This window comes from Stutzerimonas stutzeri SDM-LAC, assembly GCF_000235745.1.
GTDB classification, from domain to species: domain Bacteria; phylum Pseudomonadota; class Gammaproteobacteria; order Pseudomonadales; family Pseudomonadaceae; genus Stutzerimonas; species Stutzerimonas stutzeri_H.
In genome coordinates, this window is the sequence record NZ_AGSX01000094.1 from 1 (window position 1) to 23,589 (window position 23,589).

Sequence of the window (23,589 nt, forward strand, 5' to 3'; positions counted from 1 at the left end):
CCCACGCCGATGTGCATGAGCTGCAGCAGTTGCCGCTTGATGTGATTCAGCGGGGCAAGTACCAGCCGCGCGGTGATATCGATCCGGTTACGCTCGACGAACTGGCCAACTCGATTCGTACTCAGGGCGTGATGCAGCCGATTGTGGTTCGCTCGATCGGCGTTGGCCGCTATGAAATCATCGCCGGGGAGCGGCGCTGGCGTGCCAGCCAGCAGGCTGGCCTGGACCGGATTCCGGCTATGGTCCGGGATGTTTCCGATGAAGCTGCCATCGCCATGGCGTTGATCGAGAACATCCAGCGCGAGGATCTCAGTCCCATCGAGGAAGCCGTTGCGCTCCAGCGACTGCAGCAGGAGTTTCAGCTGACACAGCAGCAGGTCGCGGACGCGGTCGGTAAATCACGTGTGACCATTAGCAACCTGCTGCGTCTGATTGCACTGCCGGAGGAGATCAAGACGCTTCTCTCGCATGGCGATCTGGAAATGGGCCACGCTCGGGCATTGCTCGGGCTTCCGGCCGATCAGCAGGTCGAAGGCGCGCGGCACGTTGTCGCACGCGGCCTGACCGTACGGCAGACCGAAGCGCTGGTCAGGCAATGGTTGAGCAAACCGGAAAACGCCAAGACTGAGCCGAAAAGTGACCCTGACATCGTTCGTCTGGAACAGCGTCTGGCTGAGCGCCTGGGCTCGCCTGTGCAAATCAAGCACGGCGAAAAGGGCAAGGGCCAGCTGGTGATCCGTTACAGTTCGCTGGATGAGCTGCAGGGTGTGCTTGCGCACATCCGCTGATACAAAGTTTATGTAGTGCCCGTCAGAAAGTGCTACCTGACGGTTGAACGCAGGATGGGCTGCTCCTATACTCGCGGCGCTTTTTTTGACTGCGGTCAAGCTGAACGGCGAACGATTTTTGGCGATGGATGCACGGTGAATATACGCAACAAGACACCTCTCCATCGGTTGCCTGTAGTACGTGTGTTAGCCGTACAGGCGATTGTTGCGTTAGGCGCTGGCGTCGCGTGCGGCTTGCTTTTTGGTATTGTCGCCGGCTATTCGGGATTGCTGGGCGGCCTGATTGCGTTACTGGCTAATCTGTACTTCGCCTTCAAGGCGTTTCGCTATTTTGGCGCAAGATCGGCTAGAGCCATCGTGCAGTCCCTTTGGGCTGGTGAAATGGGTAAACAGATTCTGGCAGCAGCGCTTTTTGCGCTGGTGTTTGTGGGAGTGAAGCCGCTGCAACCGGCAGCCTTGTTCGTCGGTTATTTGTTGGTTCTTGGCGCTGGAGCGAGCGCCCTCCTGCTGATGAAAACTAATCCGAAGCATTGAGCACTGAGGCGTTTATGGCGAGTACCCCGGCGGAATACATCCAGCATCACCTGCAGAATCTGACCTACGGAAAACTGCCGGAAGGTTACGTGCGTGCAGACGGCTCAGTCGTTGATCAGGCTGGCTGGACCATTGCTCAATCAGGCCTAGAAGCGCGTGACATGGGTTTCATGGCCGTCCATCTCGACACGCTCGGATGGTCGCTGTTCATGGGTCTGGTCTTCATCCTGGTCTTCCGCATGGCAGCCAAGGGCGCTACGGCCGGTATTCCAGGCCGCCTGCAAAATTTCGTCGAGATGTGCGTCGAGTTCGTTGAAGGCGTGGTGAAAGACACCTTCCATGGCCGCAATGCACTGATTGCTCCATTGGCACTGACCATTTTCGTCTGGGTGTTCTTGATGAACAGCCTGAAGTGGATTCCAGTCGATTACATCCCGGGTCTGGCGGGCATGCTGGGTCTGCCGTACTTTAAGATCGTCCCGACAGCCGACCCGAACGGTACCTTCGGCCTGTCGCTCGGCGTGTTTATCCTGATCCTGTTCTACAGTTTCAAGGTCAAGGGCTTCGGCGGTTTCACCAAAGAATTGGCATTCACGCCGTTCAATCATTGGTCGCTCGTCCCGTTCAACCTGTTCCTCGAAATCCTCGGTCTGCTGACTAAGCCGCTGAGCCTTGCTCTGCGTCTGTTCGGCAACATGTATGCCGGTGAGGTGGTGTTCATCCTTATCGCGCTGCTGCCGTTCTACGTACAGTGGACCCTGAATGTGCCCTGGGCGATCTTCCATATTCTGGTGATCCCGCTGCAGGCGTTCATTTTCATGGTTCTGACCGTGGTGTACCTGAGCTCTGCGCATGAAGATCACGGTCATGCCGAACTCACACCGTAACCGCTGAACCGGTTCATTCTGTTTTGCTTTACCCAAGAAAACCTTAACCCTTAGCTTCAGGAGCTTTACATGGAACTCGTCTACATCGCCGCCTCTATCATGATCGGTCTGGGTGCCCTGGGCACTGGCATCGGCTTTGCCCTGCTGGGCGGCAAGCTGCTGGAATCCACTGCTCGTCAACCCGAGCTGGCTCCTCAGCTGCAAACCAAGACCTTCCTGATGGCCGGTCTGCTCGACGCCGTACCGATGATCGGTGTTGGTATCGCGATGTACCTCATCTTCGTTGTCGCTGCTTAAGACTTTTCCGGTTCCTGATGGGGTTCGCCTGGCGAGCCCCGTTGCCGTGGAATTGACAACCGCGTCGAACGAGATAGCACGAGGTATATCGCTGTGAACATTAACTTGACGCTGTTCGGTCAAACGTTCGCTTTCGCTATTTTCGTCTGGTTCTGCATGAAGTACGTATGGCCGCCCATCACCAAGGCCATGCAAGAACGCCAGAAGAAAATTGCTGAAGGGCTGGACGCCGCAGGCCGTGCGCAGCAAGACCTAAAGTTGGCTCAGGAAAAGGTGTCCAACACCCTCCGCGAGACCAAGGGGCAAGCTGCCCAGATCCTTGAGCAAGCCAACAAGCAGGCCAACGCCATCGTTGAGGATGCCAAGCAACAGGCGCGCGTCGAAGGCGAGCGACTGGTAGCCGGCGCCCGCGCCGAAATCGAGCAGGAAGTGAATCGTGCCAAGGAGCAACTGCGTAACCAGGTAGCCGTTTTGGCTGTCATGGGTGCGGAGAAGATCCTGGAGTCCCAGGTGGACGCCAAGGCGCACAACGATCTGGTCGAAAAACTGGCCTCCCAACTCTAAGCGAGGCAAGCGATGATCAATACCCAGACGCTTGCTCGGCCCTATGCAAAGGCCGCTTTCGAATTCGCCAGTTCTGCTGGCCGGATTGATGCCTGGTCGGGCATGTTGAGCCTGGCTGCGGTCGCCGTTGACGTTCCCCATGTTGCCGAACTGCTCAAGAACCCGCGTCTTACCAGCGAAAGCAAGGTCAAGACGCTGGTTCAGCTGTTTGGTAGCGACATCGATGAGGCTTTCCGAAACTTCGTTACCACGCTGGGCGATAACGATCGCCTGGACGTGTTGCCGACCATTCGGGAGCTGTTCGAGGAGCTCAAGGCTGAAGCTGAAAAGACACTCGACGTTGAAGTGCAGACAGCCTTCGAGCTGACACCTGCGCAACTCCAAACCTTGGCTGCCGCCCTGTCGAAGCGGCTAGATCGTACCGTCAACCCCCAGCAGGTCGTGAACCCTGCGCTGATCGGCGGCGTTGTTATCCGCGCCGGCGATGTGGTTGTCGATGGTTCGGTCCGCGGCAAACTGAGCCAGTTGGCCGAATCGTTGAAATCCTGATTTGAGGGTCGTGGCATGCAGCAACTGAATCCTTCCGAGATTAGTGAAATCATAAAGCAGCGCATCGGTAGTTCCGACGTGTCTGCCCAAGCGCGTAACGAAGGCACCATCGTCAGTGTTTCCGACGGTATCGTTCGCATTTACGGCCTGGCCGACGTCATGTACGGGGAGATGATCGAATTCCCTGGCGGCGTCTTCGGTATGGCTCTGAACCTGGAACAGGACTCCGTAGGTGCCGTGGTATTGGGCGCCTACCAAAGCCTGACCGAAGGCATGAGCGCCAAGTGCACCGGTCGCGTACTGGAAGTTCCGGTAGGTCCGGAGCTGCTGGGTCGCGTCGTCGATGCATTGGGCAACCCGGTAGACGGCAAAGGCCCGGTCAACGCGCAGGCGACTGACGCGGTTGAAAAGGTCGCCCCTGGTGTGATCTGGCGTAAGTCGGTCGACCAGCCGGTACAGACCGGCTACAAGTCGGTCGACGCCATGATCCCGGTCGGTCGTGGTCAGCGCGAGCTGATCATTGGTGACCGTCAGATCGGTAAGACGGCTCTGGCCATCGACGCGATCATCAACCAGCGCAACAGCGGCATCAAGTGCGTCTACGTCGCCATCGGTCAGAAGCAGTCGACCATCGCTAACGTAGTGCGCAAGCTGGAACAGCACGGTGCCCTGGCCAACACCATCATCGTTGCCGCTTCGGCTTCGGAATCCGCTGCGCTGCAGTTCCTGGCTCCGTATGCCGGCTGCACCATGGGCGAGTACTTCCGTGACCGCGGCGAAGACGCGCTGATCGTTTACGACGACCTGTCCAAGCAGGCTGTTGCCTATCGCCAGATTTCCCTGCTGCTGCGTCGTCCACCAGGACGCGAAGCCTACCCGGGCGACGTGTTCTATCTCCACAGCCGTCTGCTGGAGCGTGCTTCGCGCGTATCCGAAGAATATGTCGAGAAGTTCACCAATGGCGCCGTGACTGGCAAGACCGGTTCCCTGACCGCTCTGCCGATCATCGAGACCCAGGCGGGTGACGTTTCCGCGTTCGTTCCGACCAACGTGATTTCCATCACCGACGGTCAGATCTTCCTCGAATCATCGATGTTCAACGCAGGCATCCGTCCGGCCGTCAACGCCGGTATCTCGGTATCACGTGTTGGTGGCGCAGCGCAGACCAAGATCATCAAGAAGCTGTCCGGTGGTATTCGTACCGCGCTGGCTCAGTACCGTGAACTGGCGGCGTTCGCCCAGTTCGCCTCTGATCTGGATGAAGCGACCCGCAAGCAGCTCGAGCATGGTCAGCGTGTCACCGAGCTGATGAAGCAGAAGCAGTACGCGCCGATGTCCATTGCCGACATGGCGGTGTCCCTGTACGCAGCCGAGCGTGGCTTCCTGCAGGACATCGAAGTAGCCAAGGTTGGTGCCTTCGAGCAGGCGTTGATTGCCTATTTCCATCATGAGCATGCTGCTCTGCTGGACAAGATCAACGTGAAGGGCGACTTCAACGACGAAATCGACGCGGGCATCAAGGCCGGTATCGAGTCGTTCAAGGCCACCCAATCCTGGTAAGCCGCAGCGGGAGCCGCAGGGCTCCCGCTTGCTAACCCGATAGGTGTCAAATGGCAGGCGCAAAAGAGATTCGCAGCAAGATTGCGAGCATCAAAAGCACGCAGAAGATCACCAGCGCCATGGAAAAGGTGGCGGTCAGCAAGATGCGCAAGGCACAGATGCGCATGGCTGCCAGCCGTCCTTATGCGGAGCGGATCCAGCAGGTGATTGGCCATTTGGCCAACACCAACCCGGAATACCGTCACCCGTTCATGGTTGAGCGTTCGGTCAAGCGTGTCGGCTACATCGTCGTCTCGTCCGATCGTGGCCTGTGCGGCGGCTTGAACACCAACCTGTTCAAGGCGCTGATCAAGAACATGAAGGAATGGCACGACAGTAAAGTCGAAGCCGACTTGTGCGTGATCGGTAACAAGGGTGCGAGCTTTTTCCGCAGCTTTGGCGGCAACGTGGTCGCGGCGGTCAACGGGCTTGGTGAAGAGCCGTCGATCAATGATCTGATCGGCAGCGTCAAGGTCATGTTGGACGCTTTCGATCAAGGCCGTCTGGACCGTCTCTACCTGGTGTCGAACAAGTTCATCAACACCATGACGCAGAAGCCGACCGTAGCCCAGTTGCTACCGTTGGCCGCGAGTGACGATCAGGCCGCGCCGAAAGGTAAGTGGGACTATTTGTACGAACCCGACGCTCGCTTGTTGCTCGATGCGCTGCTGGTTCGCTACGTCGAATCCCAGGTCTACCAGGCCGTGGTCGAAAACGGTGCCGCCGAACAGGCTGCCCGGATGATCGCCATGAAGAACGCAACCGACAACGCCGGTGAGCTGATCAGCGACCTGCAACTGGTCTACAACAAGGCCCGTCAGGCTGCGATCACCCAGGAAATTTCGGAAATCGTCGGCGGCGCTGCCGCGGTTTAAGAACGGTTCAAATATTCAGAGGAACCAAACATGAGTAGCGGACGTATCGTTCAAATCATCGGCGCCGTTATCGACGTGGAATTTCCGCGCGATCTGGTACCGAACATTTATGACGCGCTGAAAGTCACAGGCGCCGAAACCACCCTGGAAGTCCAGCAGCAGCTGGGCGACGGCATTGTCCGTACCATCGCCATGGGCTCGACCGAAGGCCTCAAGCGTGGCCTGGACGTCAGCAACACTGGCGCTGCCATCTCCGTACCGGTGGGCACCGCCACACTGGGCCGGATCATGGACGTCCTGGGTAACCCCATCGACGAAGCCGGTCCGATCGGTGAAGAAGAGCGCTGGGGTATCCACCGCGCTGCGCCGAGCTATGCCGAACAGGCGGGCGGCAACGAGCTGCTGGAAACCGGCATCAAGGTTATCGACCTGGTCTGCCCGTTCGCCAAGGGCGGTAAGGTCGGTCTGTTCGGTGGCGCCGGTGTGGGCAAGACCGTAAACATGATGGAGCTGATCCGTAACATCGCCATGGAACACAGCGGTTATTCCGTGTTCGCCGGTGTGGGTGAGCGGACTCGTGAAGGTAACGACTTCTATCACGAGATGAAGGACTCCAACGTTCTGGACAAGGTTGCTCTGGTCTACGGCCAGATGAACGAGCCACCAGGAAACCGTCTGCGCGTGGCACTGACCGGCCTGACCATGGCCGAGAAGTTCCGTGACGAAGGCAAGGACGTTCTGCTGTTCGTCGACAACATCTACCGCTACACCCTGGCCGGTACCGAAGTATCGGCGCTGCTGGGTCGTATGCCGTCCGCGGTGGGTTATCAGCCGACGCTGGCTGAGGAAATGGGTGTTCTACAGGAGCGCATCACCTCCACCAAGAGCGGTTCGATCACCTCCGTTCAGGCCGTTTACGTTCCTGCGGACGACTTGACCGACCCGAGCCCGGCGACCACCTTCGCCCACCTCGACGCTACCGTGGTTCTGTCGCGTGATATCGCATCCCTGGGTATCTACCCGGCGGTCGATCCGCTCGACTCCACTTCGCGTCAGCTGGATGCCAACGTGATTGGTCAAGAGCACTACGACACTGCTCGCGGCGTTCAGTACGTGCTGCAGCGTTACAAGGAACTGAAGGACATCATCGCGATTCTCGGCATGGACGAACTGTCCGAAGCCGACAAGCAGCTGGTATCCCGCGCTCGTAAGATCCAGCGCTTCCTGTCCCAGCCGTTCTTCGTGGCCGAAGTCTTCACCGGTTCGCCAGGCAAGTACGTTTCGCTGAAAGAAACCATCCGTGGCTTCGCCGGCATCCTCAACGGTGATTACGATCACCTGCCGGAGCAGGCGTTCTACATGGTTGGCGGTATCGACGAAGCCATCGAAAAAGCCAACAAACTGTAACTGGCGCGCCCGTTCGCGGGCGCCAATAAGCTCTGCTGGCGGCATGTGCTTGCGGCAGGGCTCATTACCGAGGCATAAGTATGGCTATGACAGTCCACTGTGACATCGTCAGTGCGGAAGAAGAGCTGTTCTCGGGGCTGGTGGAGATGGTTGTCGCTCATGGTCACCTGGGTGATCTGGGTATCCTGCCGGGCCACGCTCCACTGCTGACCGACCTCAAGCCCGGTCCGGTGCGAGTGATCAAGCAGGGCGGCGGTGAGGAAATCTTCTACATTTCCGGCGGCTTCATTGAAGTCCAGCCGAACATGGTGAAGGTACTTGCCGATACCGCTACTCGCGCGAAGGACCTGGACGAGGCGGCGGCGAAAGCTGCTGTTACAGCCGCCGAAAAAGCGTTGCACGAGAAAGGTGCCGAGTTCGACTACGGCTCTGCTGCTGCGCGCCTTGCCGAGGCTGCAGCCCAGCTGCGGACCATCGAGGCGATGCGCAAGAAGTACGGCCGCGGTTGATCCGTTAACGGCTTCATCGCGCACGAGTAAAAGGGTAGCCTTGGCTACCCTTTTTCTTTTTCCGTATTCCGATATCAACTTCTCACGTCGGCCCGCAGGGTCACGATTGTTCAGGATCTGCCATGTCTCTCGATATCGTCATTCTCGCTGCCGGTCAGGGCACGCGCATGCGTTCAGCCTTGCCCAAAGTGCTTCATCCGGTCGCCGGACAATCGATGCTCGGTCACGTCATCGACACCGCTCGTGGCCTTAAACCAAAGGCCATCCATGTGGTGATTGGCCATGGCGCCGAGCTGGTACGTGAGCGGTTGGCGGCGGATGATCTGAATTTCGTCGTGCAGGCCGAGCAGCTGGGTACCGGACACGCCGTGGCTCAGGCGCTACCGGCCCTCACAGCCGAACGGGTGCTGATTCTTTACGGCGACGTACCGCTGATCGAGACAGCAACGCTGGATCGTCTTCTGCATAAAGTCGGATCGCAGCAACTGGCGCTGCTCACCGTGAGTCTGGACGACCCGACCGGTTACGGCCGCATTGTCCGGGATGAACAGGGCGTGGTTCAGGCGATCGTCGAGCACAAGGATGCGACCGCCGAGCAGAAGCAGATCAGCGAAGGCAATACCGGAATTCTTGCAGTGCCGGGCGAGCGGCTCGGCGATTGGCTGGGAAGGTTGTCCAATAGCAATGCCCAAGGTGAGTACTACCTGACCGACGTCATCGCCATGGCTGTGGCTGATGGTCTGACGGTGGCCACTGAACAGCCGCAGCATGCCATGGAAGTACAGGGCGCCAACGACCGCATCCAATTGGCCGATCTCGAGCGGCATTATCAGCAGCGTGCTGCGCGCCGCTTGATGGCTCAAGGCGTGACATTGCGCGATCCGGCCCGCTTCGACCTGCGTGGCGAGGTTACCGTTGGCCGTGATGTGCTGATCGACGTCAATGTGATCCTCGAAGGCAGAGTCGTGATCGAGGATGACGTCGAGATCGGACCGAACTGCGTGATTCGTAATAGCACCCTGCGTCGCGGAGCGGTGGTCAAGGCCAACTCCCATCTGGAAGGCGCGGAGCTGGGCGAGGGCGCTGATTGTGGGCCGTTTGCACGTCTGCGTCCGGGCGCTGTGCTGGGGGAAAGGGCGCATGTGGGTAACTTCGTTGAAGTGAAAAACTCGCACCTGGGAGAGGGCGCGAAAGCCGGCCATCTGGCGTATCTGGGCGATGCGGAAATCGGCGCGCGAACCAATATCGGCGCCGGCACCATCACCTGCAACTACGATGGAGCCAACAAGTCCCGTACGGTCATGGGTGAAGATGTCTTCATAGGGTCGAATAGTTCGCTGGTGGCGCCGGTGACGCTGGGTGATGGAGCGACAACGGGTGCGGGCTCGGTTATCACGGCTGATGTGCCAGCCGGCACGCTGGCGCTGGGGCGTGCTCGCCAGGCACTGATAAGTGGCTGGAAGCGACCAGAAAAAGCCCGCAAGTAGCGCCTACTGAAGCTCGCCCTGTGCTCGGGCGAGTCGTGTTCTTACCAGCGGTACTCAAGTGATCGCGGGTTTGGTCGATAGAAGGGCATAACCACACAGGACGCCACCATGCCCTCCCTGAACCGCCTGTCTATCCAGTGGAAGCTCACCCTGCTGGCAGGCTTATGCCTGCTGCTGATCGTCGGTTTGCTGGTCAGCGCATCGCTTTATCAGTCGCATCAGACTGTCGCGCTGGTCAACGCCTCGAGCAGCGCAATGCTCGAGGAGTCGGCACGCAATAACCTGCAAGCACGTGGATTGTCCCAGGCTCTGCGCATCGAGCGGCAATTCAACGACGCCTATCAGTATGGTCTGGGGTTTGCGAGGCAAGTGCTGTCGTTGCGCGAGCAGTCCATAGAACGGATGTCCAATGCGTTCGAACTCCGCGAAGACCTTCACCATCAAATTCAAACGGCGTTGCGGGCCAATCCGTCTCTCATCGGGCTCTACGTGGTGTTCGAGACGGATGCGCTGGATGACAAGGACGGCATGTTCATCGGCAACCCGGAGATGGGCGGAAATGACACCGGGCGTTTCTCGCTGTATTGGTCACAACGCACACCCGGCGAGCTCAGCGCTGAAACCATGGCCGAGTCGGAGATAGCGGATACCACGCCCGGTATCAGTGGCGCGCCCTATAACGCCTGGTACAGCTGCCCGCGCGACAGCGCGCGAATCTGTCTTCTGGATCCCTATTTCGACGAGGTAGAGGGCAAGCCGCTGCTCATGACGAGTGTCGCGTTTCCGCTTATCGACAACGGCAAGGTCATCGGTGTCGTGGGCGTGGACATCAGTCTTGCCTCGCTTCAGCAACTGAGCGAACAGGCCCATCAGGAACTTTACCAAGGCGAAGGCCAGCTAAGCGTCATCAGCCCTGCGAAGCTTTTAGGTGGGCACAGTCGTGATGCCGGGCTGCTGGGCAAGCCGCTCAGCGCCGCCTTTGGCGATGAAAGCGAGACCATCGCTCGCGCGGTCGATGCCGGCCGGCTCGCCATGCTTGAAGACGGCGAGATGCTGAGAGTTTTACAGCCCGTACAGCCGATCCCTGAGCTGGCGCCTTGGGGTGTACTGCTGGAAGTACCGCGCAAAGTGCTCCTAAGTCCGGCGTTGCGCCTCGAACAGACACTGCAACAGGAGAGCCGGCAGGACAGCATCATTGCGCTGGCGATCGGGCTTGGCGCGGGTTTGGTGGGTCTTGTGCTGATGTGGCTGACTGCACGAGGCGTCACCCGGCCAATCGAAGGTGTGGCCGCGATGCTCAAGGACATCGCCAGTGGCGAAGGCGATCTCACGCGCCGGTTGGAATACAGCCGTGATGATGAGCTCGGAGCCCTGGCGGGATGGTTCAACCGCTTCCTCGACAAGCTGCAGCCGACCATTGCAGATGTGAAGCGCTCGGTACAGGACGCGCGCAGTAGTGCTGACCAGTCGGCTGCTATCGCCAGCCAGACCAGCGCCGGCATGCAGCAGCAATTCCGCGAGGTCGATCAGGTCGCGACGGCGTCGCAGGAAATGAGCGCTACTGCGCAAGACGTCGCGCGCAACGCCGCGCAAGCCGCTGAAGCGGCACGGGACGCGGACCAGGCCACCCACGAGGGGCTTAGCGTGATCGACAACACCACGCAAAGCATTGGCAGTCTGGCGGATGAGCTCAACCGTGCCATGACTCAAGTGGAGAGTCTGGCAGCCAGCAGCGAGCAGATTGGATCGGTACTCGAGGTGATTCGCGCGATTGCCGAACAGACCAATCTGCTGGCCCTTAACGCGGCGATCGAGGCGGCACGGGCTGGCGAAGCCGGGCGTGGATTCGCCGTCGTGGCTGATGAAGTGCGCAGCCTGGCCCGGCGCACCCAGGAGTCCATTGAAGAGATCCGCCAGGTTATCGAGCGCCTGCAGAGCGGCACCCGCGATGTGGTAACAGCCATGCAGGGCAGCCGTAGTCAGGCTCAGGGCAGCGTCGACCAAGTGGGCAATGCTGTCGCGGCGTTGCGTAAGATTGGGGATGCGGTGGCGGTGATTTCCGACATGAATCTACAGATTGCCAGCGCCGCTGAGGAGCAGAGCGCGGTCGCTGAGGAAATCAACCGTAATGTGGCGGGGATACGGGACGTTACTGAATCGCTTTCCGGACAGGCGGATGAATCTGCGCGGGTCAGCCAGGCGCTGAACCAGCTGGCGAACCATCAGCAGAGTCTCATGGGCTATTTCCGCGTTTGACGCCTCACGGCGGTTGACGAGGGCGGCAAGATAAGTTTTGATTCGCGAATTATCTTTCGAATCGAAACTTAAGCAATGTCGAAACGCAACACACCGCAACGACGCCACGCCATTCTCGCCTTGCTCAATGCGCAAGGCGAAGTGAGCGTCGATGAGCTGTCCAAGCGTTTCGAGACGTCCGAGGTCACCATACGCAAGGACCTCGCTGCGCTGGAAAAAAACGGTCTTCTGTTGCGCCGTTACGGTGGTGCGGTGCCCTTGCCGCAGGAGCTGATTGGCGACAGCGCCCAGCCCGTCTCGCCCTGGAAGCAAGCCATCGCTCGAGCGGCCGTTAGCTGCATCCGCGAGCACGCCCGCATCATCATCGACAGCGGCACAACCACGGCCGCGATGATTCCCGAACTGGGCCACAAGCACGGCCTGTTGGTCATGACCAATTCGCTGGGTGTGGTCAACGCCCTGCGCGAGCTGGAACACGAACCCACGCTACTGATGACCGGCGGCACCTGGGACCCGCATTCCGAGTCTTTCCAGGGGCAGGTGGCCGAGCAGGTGCTGCGTTCCTACGATTTCGATCAGCTGTTCATCGGCGCCGACGGCATCGACTTGCAGCGTGGCACCACGACATTCAACGAATTGCTCGGCCTGTCGCGCGTCATGGCTGAAGTGGCGCGCGAGGTCATCGTGCTCGCCGAGTCCGACAAGATTGGCCGACGCATACCCAATCTGGAATTGCCCTGGGCCGACATTCAGACCCTCATAACGGACGATCGCCTCACCGCCGAGGCGCGTTTAAGCATTCAGGCCCGCGGCGTCAAGCTGATCTGCGCGGCCGTCGAAACCCATCTGGAGACCTGAACATGTGTGGCATTGTTGGCGCCGTCGCCGAACGTAACATTACTCCAATCCTGCTTGAAGGCCTCAAGCGGCTCGAATACCGCGGCTACGACAGCGCCGGTATTGCGGTGCTGGATGGCCATGGCTCGCTCAATCGTCTGCGCCGTTCTGGCAAGGTCGCCGAGCTGGAACAGGCGCAACAGCAGGAACAGCTGAACGGTCGCCTGGGCATCGCTCATACCCGCTGGGCCACCCACGGCGCACCCTGCGAGCGCAACGCACACCCGCATTTTTCCGGTGAAGATCTGGCCGTTGTGCATAACGGCATCATCGAGAACCACGAAGCCTTGCGCCATGAATTGAAGGGTCTGGGCTACGTTTTCGTCTCCGACACTGACACGGAGGTCATTGTCCACCTGCTGCGCCACAAGCTCGACGAGCTCGGCGATCTGACTGTCGCGCTCAAGGCGGCGGTCAAGGAGCTGCATGGCGCTTACGGTCTGGCGGTGGTCAGCGCCAAGCAACCGGATCGCCTGCTCGCCGCGCGCAGCGGCAGCCCGCTGGTTATTGGTCTCGGAATGGGCGAGAACTTTCTCGCGTCCGATCAGCTGGCCTTGCGCCAGGTAACCGACCGTTTCATGTACCTGGAAGAAGGTGACATCGCCGAGATCCGCCGCGAGAGCGTACAGATCTGGGATGTGAATGGTCAGCCGGTTGACCGCGAAAGCGTGCAGTACCACGAGGGCGCCGAAGCCGCTGACAAGGGCGAGTACCGCCACTTCATGCTCAAGGAAATTCACGAGCAGCCCAAGGTTGTGCAGCGCACCCTTGAAGGCCGCCTCGGAGAGCATCAGGTGCTGGTGCAGGCGTTCGGGCCGCAGGCTGCCGAGTTGTTTGCCAAGGTGCGTAACGTGCAGATCGTCGCCTGCGGCACCAGCTACCACGCCGGTATGGTGGCCCGTTACTGGTTGGAAGAACTGGCTGGCATCCCTTGCCAGGTCGAGGTCGCCAGTGAGTTCCGCTACCGCAAGGTGGTGGTGCAGCCCAACACCCTGTTCGTGACCATTTCTCAGTCCGGCGAGACCGCCGATTCGCTCGCGGCGCTGCGCAACGCCAAGGCGCGTACGGACGAGGAGGGACGCTATCTCGCCAGCCTGGCGATCTGCAACGTTGGGATCAGCTCATTGGTGCGCGAGTCCGACCTGACCCTGCTGACCCAGGCCGGGCCCGAAATTGGGGTGGCTTCGACCAAGGCCTTTACCACGCAGCTGGTCGGCCTTCTGCTGCTGACGCTGTCGTTAGGGCAAGTGCGCGGCACCTTGGCCCCGGCACTGGAAGCGGAGTTGATCGACGAGCTGCGCCGACTGCCGACCCGTTTGGGCGAGGCGCTGGCAATGGATACCACCGTCGAGAAAATCTCCGAGCACTTCGCCGAGAAGCATCACACGCTGTTTCTGGGCCGTGGCGCGCAGTATCCGGTGGCGATGGAAGGCGCGCTCAAGCTTAAAGAGATCTCCTACATCCATGCCGAAGCGTATCCAGCCGGTGAGCTCAAGCATGGCCCGTTGGCGCTGGTTGATGCGGACATGCCGGTGGTGACGGTGGCGCCTAACAACGAGCTGCTGGAAAAGCTCAAGTCCAACCTGCAGGAGGTCCGTGCCCGGGGCGGCGAGCTGATCGTATTTGCCGACCGAGAAGCCGGCATCGAAAACGGCGAGGGCACCTTCATCGTGAGCATGCCGCACATTCACGATGTGCTGGCCCCGATCCTCTATACCCTGCCGTTGCAGCTGCTCTCCTACTACGTCGCGGTGCTGCGCGGAACCGATGTCGATCAGCCCCGCAACTTGGCCAAGAGTGTGACGGTGGAATAAAGGCGACAGCGGTTGAAGTCAGACGAAAAGCCCGAAAGGGTTTTTCTTCGTTATGGACGTTGGGTTTTTGCGGCAGCGAGGAAGCGTTCGAAGGTATCCATCGCGCCGGCCCGCACATCCTCCCACGGGTGGGTTTTACCGTGCCGCTCGAGCTGCTCGAGGAAAGCCGCCCATGACGGCGTCGTGCCGTGACCAGCGAGATAGCGCAACGGCGCGCTGGGGTTGCCGCTGGCGACGCGTTTAGCCAGCACGCGCCCGCCTAACCGTGACCCTTCAATGACGTAGGCCGCGCCCAAACACCAGCCAGGCCGAAGTGGATAGGGGATTGATTCCGTTACCGGTGGCCGGCCTTCCAGCTCCGCCAGATCCGCAGACAGCGCGTGGCGTCGTTGACGCTGCGGCCAATCGCCGACCATGGCTTCGATCCTGGATGCTTCGAGCGCGACTTCCAGCGGTTCAACGACCTGGGCATGTGCTCGAAGAAAGTCACGGTAGCCGTCGATTTGCTCCAGCGGGAACGCAGAAAAGGCGGCATCGACGCGCTGATGGTGCGGTGCGGTAGCCGCTCGCAGGCGAGAACGGAGCGACTCCATCAGGCCGGCACACTTTCTTTAAGGGCCATGTTGAGCTTTGCAGCCAGATGCTCTTCGCGGAACGGCTTCTGAATAATCGTCGAGGTACCCATGCCGAGTTCACCGAGCTCGGCATAACCGGTGACGAATACCACAGGCAGCTTTGGATAACGCGACAGGACAGCGCGTGCCAGTTCGCCGCCATTCATGCCCGGCATGGCGAAATCGGCCAATAGCAGGTCCACGCTTGCGCCATCCTGCAGCAGGTCCAATGCCGCCTGGCCACTGTCTGCCTGGATGACCAGGTATCCGAGGTTGCCTAACATCTGTGCGGTTACTTCTCGCACGCTGTTATCGTCGTCGACCAGTAGCACCGTGTGGGACGCGTCGCCGATGGGCGTGCTGTGATCGGGCTCGGGCGTACCGGTCGGCAGTTCCGGTGCCATCACGCGGGGCAGGTAGACCTTCACCGTCGTGCCGACACCCAGGTTTGTTTCGATTCGTGCGCCGCCACCTGACTGCTTGGCGAAGCCAAACACCTGTGCCAATCCGAGTCCCGAACCTTTGCCCACCTCTTTTGTAGTGAAGAAAGGTTCGAATGCCTTCTGCAGAACCTCATCGCTCATGCCTGTGCCCGTGTCGGTGACGGACAGGACAACGTACTCGCCGGGAACGGGCTCTTCGGCGCGCAGAGGGGAGGTGTCGACTACTGCATTGGCCGTACTGAGGGTCAGCGTACCGCTGGAGCCCATGGCATCGCGGGCATTGATCGCCAGGTTGAGGATGATCATCTCGATCTGGGTTGGGTCGACCAACGCATGCCAGAGCCCGGCGCGGGTATCGGTCTCGATGGTGACGGCGCCGCCGAGCGTGCTGTGCAAGAGGCTGAGCAGACCCACCAGTGTGTCGTTGAGATCTACCGCTTTAGGAGCCAGTTGTTGGCGGCGGGCGAAGGCCAGCAATTGGCTGGTCAGGGTTGCGCCACGCTCGCCGGATTCCTGGATGTATTGCAGGCGGCTGAGTGATTTGGTGATCGGTGCGCCTCGCTCAAGGTCGTTCTTGAGGAAGCTGGCGCTGGTGAGTATGACGGTCAGTAGGTTGTTGAAGTCGTGGGCAACCCCGGCGGTGAGCTGGCCGACGGCTTCGAGACGCTGCATCTGCTGCAGAGTGGCTTCAATGCGCTCGCGTTCTTTGATCTGCTCGGTCAGCTCGCGGTTCGCGGCGGCGAGCCGGTCGACCGCTGCGATTTCACTGGTGATGTCTCGCCCGGCGGCATACATCCGATCGCCTTCAGGCGCGGCCGTCCAGGAGAACCAGCGATAACCACCGTCGCTGTGCTGCATGCGGTTGATGAAGCGATCGGTCACATCGCCCTGGCGAATGCGAGCGGTTTCCTCGAGCGTTGCACTGAGGTCATCGGGATGCACCAAGGACCACAGAGGTTGATCCACCAGTTGTTTACGGGGCCAGCCGAGGGTGGTTTCCCAGACGGGGTTGAGGGCGACGACCGTCGTATCGAAGCGCATCACCACGAGCAGGTCGCGCGACAATTCCCACGTGCGGTCGCGCTCGCGGGTACGCGCCTCGACGCGCTCGCCAAGCGTCTCATTCATCCGCTTGAGCGCCTCGGTGGCCTGCTTTTGTTCGGTGACATCCATCACCACGCCAATGAAACGTTTGCCTGTTCCGTCTTCGAAGAAGCCTTGGCCACGGACTTCCACCCAACGCACCTGCCCGTCGTCGAGCAGAATCCGGTAATCGACAGTGAACTCCTTGTCGTCGGCGTAGGAGAGGGTGGCCCAAATCTCTTCGCGGATGCGCTGCAAATCGTCCGGATGGCAGAGCGCTTCGAACTCACGAATATTGACGGGCACATCGTCTGCCAGACCGAACATTGCGCGGCAGCGTCGATCAAGGATCATCGTGCCGCTCTCCGGCTCGTAATCCCACATGCCCAGGCCGGCAGCATCGATCGCCAGACGAGCGCGCACCTCCACTTCCCGCAGGGCTTCTTCGGCGCGCAGGCGGCCTCGGCGCTCCTGGACTTCGCTAAGGGCACGCTCGACGGCCTTGGGCAGGAATCCGAGGTTTTGCTTGAGCACATAGTCGATGGCGCCGGAGCGCATCATGTTGACGGCATGTTCCTCTCCGAATACGCCGGATAGGAAGATGAAGGGTGTGTCAGGGGCCAGCTGTCTGGCTTCCTGCAACGCCTGGCTACCGGAATAGCCTGGCAGGATGTAATCCGAAAGAATCAGGTCGAAGCGCCGACGCTGCAAGGCTTCGACGACGCCTGCGCGGTCGAAGACGATCTCCGTGTCGATGGTGTAACCACACCGCTCGAGGGTCAGCAATGCCAGTTCGGCATCGTGCGGGCTGTCTTCGACGAACAGGACGCTGATAGTAGTTTTCGGCGGCATAACCATCCTGTCGCGGGAGTCGCACGGCGTGTCGTGGTTCAGTTGAGATCGTATGAAGCGCAGGCTTCTCAGTCACGGGTGTCGTCGTCTGGACGGTCGCGGCGTTGGCGCTTCAGCCGAAACGAGCCCGGTGGCGGTTCGTTGAGCACCGCCCAAAAAATCCCCAAATCCGAAATGGCCGCCACGAAATCCCGAAATTCGACCGGCTTGACGACGTAAGCGTTCACCCCGAGTTCATAGGCTTTTGCCAGATCGGGCTCTTCGCGCGAAGAGGTCAGCATGACCACGGGAATACTGCGCAGCTCGGCGGTCTCACGTACGGTCTTGAGCACTTCCAGGCCATCCACCTTGGGCAGCTTGAGGTCGAGAAGAAGCACGGCCGGGTTGCCACCGGCGCGGCTTGCATAATCTTCACGACGTAGCAGGTAGTCGAGCGCCTCGGCACCGTCACGCATGACGATCACCTCATTGGCCAACTGGCTGCGCTCAAGCGCGACCAGTGTCAGCTCCAGGTCGTGAGGATCATCCTCGACCAACAGAATGGGTTTGAGCATTTAGGGTCCCGTACTAAATGGATGACGCGTAGCTGAGTCTGGGCAGCGAAAAGAAGAAAGTTGCGCCCTGGCCGACCTCACCGTTGGCCCACACCTGACCATCGTGGCGCTCGATGATCCGGCGCACACTGGCCAGACCGATGCCGGTGCCCTCGAATTCTTCCATTCGGTGCAAGCGCTGAAACACACCGAACAGCTTGTTGGCGTACTGCATGTTGAAGCCCACACCGTTGTCACGGACGTAGACGATAATTTCTTCGGGCCGCTCTTCGGCGCCGATCTCGATGACCGCGAGCTCGCGTTTGCGGCTGTACTTGATCGCGTTGGAGACCAGGTTGCGCAGGGCCATATGAATGAAGGCGGCATCCGCTACCACAATCGGCATCGGATGGACCTGCCATTCTATCTGCCGGCCCTCGCAGTCCGGAGCCATCTCCTGACGAATGGATTCGACCAACGCATAGAGGTTCACGTCAGACAGGCGTAGCGCGGCGCGGCCCATCTGGGAAAAACTCAGCAGGTTGTCGACGAGCGTGCCTGCGAACCGAGCCGCGTCACCAATGTTGTCGAGAAAACGCAAGCCGCGTTCGCTGAGCTTGCTGCCTTCAAGCTCGCCCAGCAGTTCCGTATAGCCGGCGATGTGCCGCAGCGGGGCGCGCAGATCATGCGAAACGCTGTAGGAAAATGACTCCAGCTCCTTGTTGCTTTCGCGTAGCTCCCCAGCAAGCTGCGCCATTTCCTCGGCCTTGCGCAGCACGATGCCGAGCACGGCGGTACGCAGCTCGAGGGCGCCTTCCAGTTCGACCTGCTGCCAGGGCTCGGCGTAGCCACGGACGGTCTCGCGCCAGCTTTCGAAGCTGTCGCGCGGTGACAAACGGCCGTGCGCGTCACTCTGCTTATCCGCCTGGCCTGCCCAGTTCACCGTCTTGATCTGTTCCGGGCGGAACCACAGCAGGTAGTGCGGGTGCAGGCGCGAAATCGATACCGCCAACAGGCCGGCACAGTGCTCGGCCAGTTCCGGAATAGCGGCGATATCGCGCGAGACGCAATCGGTGCTGAACGACAGCCGCTCATGCTCCTGCGACAGCCACAACGTCAAACGGGTCAGCAGCTCGGGCGGCGGCGTCTCACCGACCGTTTCGTGACTTTCCCCGGAAACGATCGCAGCGCCAGTAGCGCCGGCAAACGCAAGCGCTACCGAGGGCAGACTTTTGAAGCCTTCGATGACGCTGTCGCGATCAGCCATCGCCGAAAGCAGCTCGACGATCTGCCGCCGCAGTTCCAGCTTGCGTTGAGCCAGTACCGCACCTTCCTTGGCCTCGATCTGCAACGAAAGAATTCGCCCCAGCAGCTCGCAGGCCGTGCGGGTCTGGTAGCTCACCGCGCGCGGCGAGGCGTTATGGCAGGAAATCATGCCCCAGAGCTGGTCGCGAATGACGATGGAAATCGACATGGAGGCGAGGGTGCCCATGTTGCGCATGTATTGCAGATGGACGGGCGACACGCTGCGAAGCGAGGCGAAGCTCAGGTCCAGCGGTTTCCCTGTGTTCGGATTGAGCGGCGGAGCCAGCGGGGAGGGCTGGTAGTTCGCGTCCTGAATCACCCGGATCAGGTTGCTCTTATAAAGCTGGCGTGCCTGTGGCGGAATGTCTGTGGCCGGAAAGCACAGCCCGAGGTAGCGCGGATAACCCTCGTCAGCATTTTCGGCCAGCACCAGACCGTTGCCTTGTGCATCGAAACGGTATGCCTTGACCCGGCCGAAGCCAGTGATGCGCTTGACCTCGCGCACGGCCAGCTGACAAATGAGCTCGAGCTCCTGCGCCTCCTGGAGCTGCACAACAAAGGTGCGCATCAGTGGATAAAGCGTATCGTAGGCTTGGCCGGAGCTGCCTGCGGATTCAAATTCGACGATCAGTTGCCCAGCAAAGCGGTGAGCCATCAAGGCAAACGAGGGACGATCGGTGCGATCCGGCAGCGTGAAGCTGATATCCCTTAGATGAAACGGATTGTGGTCATCCTCGGCCAGGGTGGCCAAGCGATCGGCAAAGCCGCACTCGCCGATGAGGTCGGTCAAAGGGCGGCCGAGCAAGGCTTGGGCATTGACGCCGAGCCACTTCGAAACGTTCTCACTGGCTTGGATGATGGTCAGCTGCGGCTCGTCAAGCACCAGCAGAAAGCCATGGGGTTGGATACTGCCGGGGATATGGATGGGCTCTTCACCGCATTGGGCGTAAGCCTCCGCGAGCCGTTGTTGTTCTACGGTGGATGCCACGTTATCTCCTCGTCAGGCTCGAGCGACTGAGCGCTACGAGCCGGCATCCGTGCGGCTGTTGTCCAGGTTGGTGCCTGCGGCGCTGCGTTTGCAAGGCGTGAGAAACGCCGTTTTTTCGTGCGGCCGCCACTTTAGCGCGACTGGTACTGGCTAGCCAATGCGAGGGCTTGTATAAACGGCGCATTTCCTGATGACCGAAAGGGGGCCTGCCATGGAAGAGGTGATCGAACAACTGCGTGAACTCAACGAACCGGTGCCGGTACCGCTGGAGCTGCCTGACGATGACCGGTTGGTCGAAGTCGAAGAGGAATTGCTGATCAACTTGCCGTTCGGCCTGCGCGAATTCCTGCTGACCGTCAGTGACGTGGTGTATGGCCGGTTGGAGCCGGTAACCGCTGCCGACCCGCAATCGCACACTTATTTGCCGGAAGTAGCGGCCAACGCGTGGGATGCCGGTGTCGAGCGCGATCTGTTGCCGATCTGTCAGGACGGTCCTGATTTTTATGTCGTCGACCTGGAAGGGGAAGTCATGCTGTTCGATGGTAGCGAGCATGAGATGACAGACCAGAGTTGGGAGACGGTCTGGCATTGGGCGCGTGACGTCTGGCTGGAAAGTTGAGCCGCGTGGCTGACGTATGGCTGACGCCGGCAGCGTCGGGTCGATGCGAGTCGCTCTCGTTAGGCTGGCGCAGGACGCACTGCGGATGATAACCCTCGGCAATCTGTTTATTTTACTCTTGCTGATGACGGCGGCGGCCTGGCTTTGGCATTCCCATGGCATCCGCGAGCGAGCGCTGGCAACGGTACGGCGCCATTGCGAAAAGATGGATGTCGCACTGCTTGACGGCAACGTCGCGTTTCGCCGGCTGGGGCTGTTGCGCGATGGGCGAGGGCAACGTCGTTTCGCACGGGTCTACGGTTTCGAGTTCACCGTGACCGGCGAGCAGCGTCATCAGGGCAGCATCGTCATGTTCGGCGCCCGGCCGGGCCCGATTGAAATGGATGCGCACCCCTTCCGCACACCACCTGATTCAGGGCAAGTCATTCAGATCGACGATTGGCGACGGCGGGACGATTGAACCTGATTACTGACGGCAGGCCTGCATGTCGGCGGTCAGCTGCTTATCGTCCTGTGGCTCGGCGAAGATCAGCTCCAACCTGGAGTCTTTCCGCCATTCGCTGGGTTTGAATGCCAGCGCCTCCGCGGCCACCGCATTGGCCGACCGCCAGCCATCTGCGGTGTGGAGCACCAGTTTTGCCCGGCGCCAGCTCAATCCGCTGAGCCATCGTGTAACCAGCGCTAGATCGAAACGCTGGCTTGGGTGCCAACGCCAGCCAATGCTCCAGCCGTCTGCGTTGCCCTGGCTCTGGCAGAACGGCTGTTGCGGATCCAGCCAGACCGCACCGGACATCGCGAGTGGTGTGGAGGCCGCGGGGTCCGGTATGGGTCGATCGACGTCGTCACCGGCGCGTTTGTCGATACCGGGCAGCTCGGAAATCGGCAGCTCGCCCTGTTGCGTCCAGTGCAGGATTAACGACGGCAAACGGGCTGCCACGCGTTGACGTTGCACCTGATCAAGCGTTTCGCTTTTGTTCAGCACTGCCAGGCCGCAGTGCTTGAGCGCCTGCTGCTGGCTGTGCGGCAACGGCTCTCCACGAGCAAGTGCGGCGGCGTCCAGCACGCTGACGGCAGGCTGAAGCGCCAGCACGTCGCGCCAGGGTGGCGTGACAAGTTGCGCCAACAGCTCGGTTGGGTGGCCGAGTCCAGAGGGTTCGATCAGCAGTCGATCCGGCGTTGCCCTGCGCAGCAAACGGCCCAAACCGACCTGGAACGGCACGCCATTGACGCAGCACAGGCAGCCGCCGGCGATCTCGGCCAGGCTGACCCCTGCGTCGTCGGTGCTCAGTAATGCGGCGTCGAGCCCGATCTGGCCAAACTCGTTGATGAGCACCGCCCAGCGCTCGGCTGCAGGTTTCTGCGCCAGCAAAGAACGAATCAGGCTGGTCTTGCCGGCGCCGAGAGGGCCACAAATCACGTGGGTGGGTATCTGATTCAACATCGCGACATGGTGCGTTTTCGGTGAGCAGGTTGAAAGCGGTTTTCATGGCTGCATGCTAGAGTCGCGGCGGCCAGATCAAGGGTGGCGATCGATGCGTTCAATGTGTTTTCTGCTGTTGCTGGGGAGCGTGGGGCAGGCGTGGGCGGAGGGCTGCATTATTCACAGCCAGGATGAGCGGATCGAGGTGAAGCTTTGCCAGCAGAACCGCACGATTCCGGCCGAGCTGTTCCGATCAGGCTTTTGCCAGCCCCAGCTTAAGGATCAGAAGGTCGAAGTTACCTTCGTTGAGCAGTGCCCAAGCGGCGCCTTCGGTATCTGCCGCAATGCGCAGGTGTCCAACATGCCCTATCGGCAGGACATTTTTTATTACGGTGTCGCCAGCGATGCACGCTTTCTGCAGCCTGCGTGCGAACAAACCAGCGGCGGCGAGTGGGTTTCGGAATAGAGCGGCCTAAACGCGAGGTTCCACGTGAAACCTCGCGTTTAGCTTCGCGGTTCCAGGCCGCCGCAGTCTGCGCTGAGCCACTTTCCTTGCGATTGCATGCGGCTGCTGCCTTGTTGGCTACCGACCCGGTATTCACTTTCAATCGAACTCGCCACCTCACGCTCGCTAATCAGCCGAGTCTCACCGCGGCCCTTCGCGTCCGGACACTCAAAGGTAAATGACCAGCGGCTAGGGGTCTGCTCGGTGATCGTTTGGCTGCATCCCGGTTCGTCCTGGAAGGGCAGTTTGCGAGATTTCACCTGCGCCTCACTCAGGCAGATACGCATGCCGTTGGCGCCGAGTTCGACGCCTTGTGCGGCGAGCATGTCCTCCATCATTTTGTTCTGATCGGGCGGCAGGCTGTCCATCTGTTCGATCATCTCCGCGACGCCGGGCATTTGCATGCCGTTCACCTCGATGTTGTCGCTGGAGAACTCCCATAGCCCAGGCAATAAAGCCTCCGCATTGGCTGGCCATACGCCTATCAGCAGTGCCGTAGCGGTCAGCGCGGCGATGTGTTTCATGTGCTGCCTCGTAAATCGATCTTTTAGTTGAGCCTAGACGAGCCGGGCGACAAAAGACCGAACGGACAGCAGCGTGCCTCGGGCAGGCGGATCGCGGCTGTGGCTGCTCACGCCGGTAGTGGTCAGCAGCATCGCCATGAACCTGCCCGAACAGAGAGGCAAGCCGGCGGTTTCGCTGGTATCAACCGTACCGATCTACCGCGACGTGATCCCGAGCGCGTCAAGACGTCCTGCTAACGG

General features: G+C 60.3%; 23 protein-coding genes. 17 read left to right on the forward strand and 6 right to left on the reverse strand.

Annotated elements, in window-relative coordinates; genetic code table 11:
• The 14 genes from PSTU_RS0110150 to glmS all read left to right on the forward strand — a co-directional run.
• Positions 1–788: ParB/RepB/Spo0J family partition protein (locus PSTU_RS0110150; protein WP_019340918.1), on the forward strand; the 788-nt coding region annotated here is incomplete at its 5' end.
• A 135-nt stretch (positions 789–923) separates the two neighbouring features.
• Positions 924–1,322: a F0F1 ATP synthase subunit I gene (locus tag PSTU_RS0110155; RefSeq protein WP_080571200.1), complete on the forward strand. Its 399-nt coding sequence runs from the start codon at positions 924–926 to the stop codon at positions 1,320–1,322.
• Between the two features lie 14 nt (positions 1,323–1,336).
• On the forward strand, positions 1,337–2,209 hold the full coding sequence (atpB, locus tag PSTU_RS0110160) for a F0F1 ATP synthase subunit A (protein ID WP_019340920.1): 873 nt from the start codon (positions 1,337–1,339) through the stop codon (positions 2,207–2,209).
• Positions 2,210–2,278: 69 nt separating this feature from the next.
• Positions 2,279–2,506, forward strand: coding sequence for a F0F1 ATP synthase subunit C (gene atpE, locus PSTU_RS0110165; RefSeq protein WP_019340921.1), 228 nt, complete (start codon positions 2,279–2,281; stop codon positions 2,504–2,506).
• Positions 2,507–2,599: 93 nt separating this feature from the next.
• Positions 2,600–3,070, forward strand: coding sequence for a F0F1 ATP synthase subunit B (locus PSTU_RS0110170; RefSeq protein WP_019340922.1), 471 nt, complete (start codon positions 2,600–2,602; stop codon positions 3,068–3,070).
• 12 nt (positions 3,071–3,082) lie between these two features.
• On the forward strand, positions 3,083–3,619 hold the full coding sequence (locus PSTU_RS0110175) for a F0F1 ATP synthase subunit delta (RefSeq protein WP_019340923.1): 537 nt from the start codon (positions 3,083–3,085) through the stop codon (positions 3,617–3,619).
• A 15-nt stretch (positions 3,620–3,634) separates the two neighbouring features.
• On the forward strand, positions 3,635–5,179 hold the full coding sequence (gene atpA, locus PSTU_RS0110180) for a F0F1 ATP synthase subunit alpha (RefSeq protein WP_019340924.1): 1,545 nt from the start codon (positions 3,635–3,637) through the stop codon (positions 5,177–5,179).
• Positions 5,180–5,229: 50 nt separating this feature from the next.
• Entirely contained in the window at positions 5,230–6,093 is an 864-nt protein-coding gene (gene atpG, locus PSTU_RS0110185) for a F0F1 ATP synthase subunit gamma (protein ID WP_019340925.1), read from the forward strand.
• A gap of 30 nt (positions 6,094–6,123) precedes the next feature.
• Positions 6,124–7,500 carry a F0F1 ATP synthase subunit beta gene (gene atpD / locus PSTU_RS0110190; protein WP_019340926.1) on the forward strand — a complete coding sequence of 459 codons (1,377 nt, stop codon included), beginning with the start codon at positions 6,124–6,126 and terminating at the stop codon, positions 7,498–7,500.
• A gap of 80 nt (positions 7,501–7,580) precedes the next feature.
• Positions 7,581–8,009, forward strand: coding sequence for a F0F1 ATP synthase subunit epsilon (locus PSTU_RS0110195; RefSeq protein WP_019340927.1), 429 nt, complete (start codon positions 7,581–7,583; stop codon positions 8,007–8,009).
• A 122-nt stretch (positions 8,010–8,131) separates the two neighbouring features.
• Complete coding sequence (glmU, locus tag PSTU_RS0110200; protein ID WP_019340928.1) at positions 8,132–9,496, forward strand: bifunctional UDP-N-acetylglucosamine diphosphorylase/glucosamine-1-phosphate N-acetyltransferase GlmU; 1,365 nt, start codon at positions 8,132–8,134, stop codon at positions 9,494–9,496.
• 108 nt (positions 9,497–9,604) lie between these two features.
• On the forward strand, positions 9,605–11,752 hold the full coding sequence (locus PSTU_RS0110205; RefSeq protein WP_019340929.1) for a methyl-accepting chemotaxis protein: 2,148 nt from the start codon (positions 9,605–9,607) through the stop codon (positions 11,750–11,752).
• A 75-nt stretch (positions 11,753–11,827) separates the two neighbouring features.
• Positions 11,828–12,610, forward strand: coding sequence for a DeoR/GlpR family DNA-binding transcription regulator (locus PSTU_RS0110210; RefSeq protein ID WP_019340930.1), 783 nt, complete (start codon positions 11,828–11,830; stop codon positions 12,608–12,610).
• A gap of 2 nt (positions 12,611–12,612) precedes the next feature.
• Complete coding sequence (gene glmS / locus PSTU_RS0110215) at positions 12,613–14,463, forward strand: glutamine--fructose-6-phosphate transaminase (isomerizing) (RefSeq protein WP_019340931.1); 1,851 nt, start codon at positions 12,613–12,615, stop codon at positions 14,461–14,463.
• 50 nt (positions 14,464–14,513) lie between these two features.
• Here glmS and PSTU_RS0110220 read toward each other — a convergent pair whose 3' ends face one another.
• The 4 genes from PSTU_RS0110220 to PSTU_RS0110235 form a co-directional block, all read right to left on the reverse strand.
• Positions 14,514–15,056, reverse strand: a complete 543-nt coding sequence (locus tag PSTU_RS0110220) for a biliverdin-producing heme oxygenase (RefSeq protein ID WP_019340932.1) — start codon at positions 15,054–15,056, stop codon at positions 14,514–14,516.
• Positions 15,056–17,455 carry a hybrid sensor histidine kinase/response regulator gene (locus tag PSTU_RS0110225; RefSeq protein WP_019340933.1) on the reverse strand — a complete coding sequence of 800 codons (2,400 nt, stop codon included), beginning with the start codon at positions 17,453–17,455 and terminating at the stop codon, positions 15,056–15,058. The genes PSTU_RS0110220 and PSTU_RS0110225 overlap by 1 nt, the downstream gene beginning before the upstream one ends.
• Positions 17,456–17,523: 68 nt before the next feature.
• On the reverse strand, positions 17,524–18,009 hold the full coding sequence (locus PSTU_RS0110230; RefSeq protein ID WP_019340934.1) for a response regulator: 486 nt from the start codon (positions 18,007–18,009) through the stop codon (positions 17,524–17,526).
• Between the two features lie 13 nt (positions 18,010–18,022).
• Entirely contained in the window at positions 18,023–20,281 is a 2,259-nt protein-coding gene (locus PSTU_RS0110235) for an ATP-binding protein (RefSeq protein ID WP_019340935.1), read from the reverse strand.
• Positions 20,282–20,492: 211 nt separating this feature from the next.
• Between PSTU_RS0110235 and PSTU_RS0110240 the strand changes: the two genes are divergently transcribed.
• Entirely contained in the window at positions 20,493–20,900 is a 408-nt protein-coding gene (locus tag PSTU_RS0110240; RefSeq protein ID WP_019340936.1) for an SMI1/KNR4 family protein, read from the forward strand.
• Between the two features lie 85 nt (positions 20,901–20,985).
• Entirely contained in the window at positions 20,986–21,360 is a 375-nt protein-coding gene (locus PSTU_RS0110245) for a DUF3301 domain-containing protein (RefSeq protein WP_029404713.1), read from the forward strand.
• A 6-nt stretch (positions 21,361–21,366) separates the two neighbouring features.
• On the opposite strand, the gene PSTU_RS0110250 is transcribed toward PSTU_RS0110245, so the two are convergent.
• Complete coding sequence (locus tag PSTU_RS0110250) at positions 21,367–22,341, reverse strand: CobW family GTP-binding protein (protein ID WP_019340938.1); 975 nt, start codon at positions 22,339–22,341, stop codon at positions 21,367–21,369.
• Between the two features lie 91 nt (positions 22,342–22,432).
• On the opposite strand from PSTU_RS0110250, the gene PSTU_RS0110255 reads away from it, so the two are divergent.
• Positions 22,433–22,786, forward strand: coding sequence for a hypothetical protein (locus tag PSTU_RS0110255; RefSeq protein ID WP_029404714.1), 354 nt, complete (start codon positions 22,433–22,435; stop codon positions 22,784–22,786).
• A 38-nt stretch (positions 22,787–22,824) separates the two neighbouring features.
• Here the strand turns inward: PSTU_RS0110255 and PSTU_RS0110260 are convergent, their stop codons facing one another.
• Positions 22,825–23,349: a DUF3617 domain-containing protein gene (locus PSTU_RS0110260; RefSeq protein ID WP_019340940.1), complete on the reverse strand. Its 525-nt coding sequence runs from the start codon at positions 23,347–23,349 to the stop codon at positions 22,825–22,827.
• Positions 23,350–23,589: the final 240 nt, after the last annotated feature.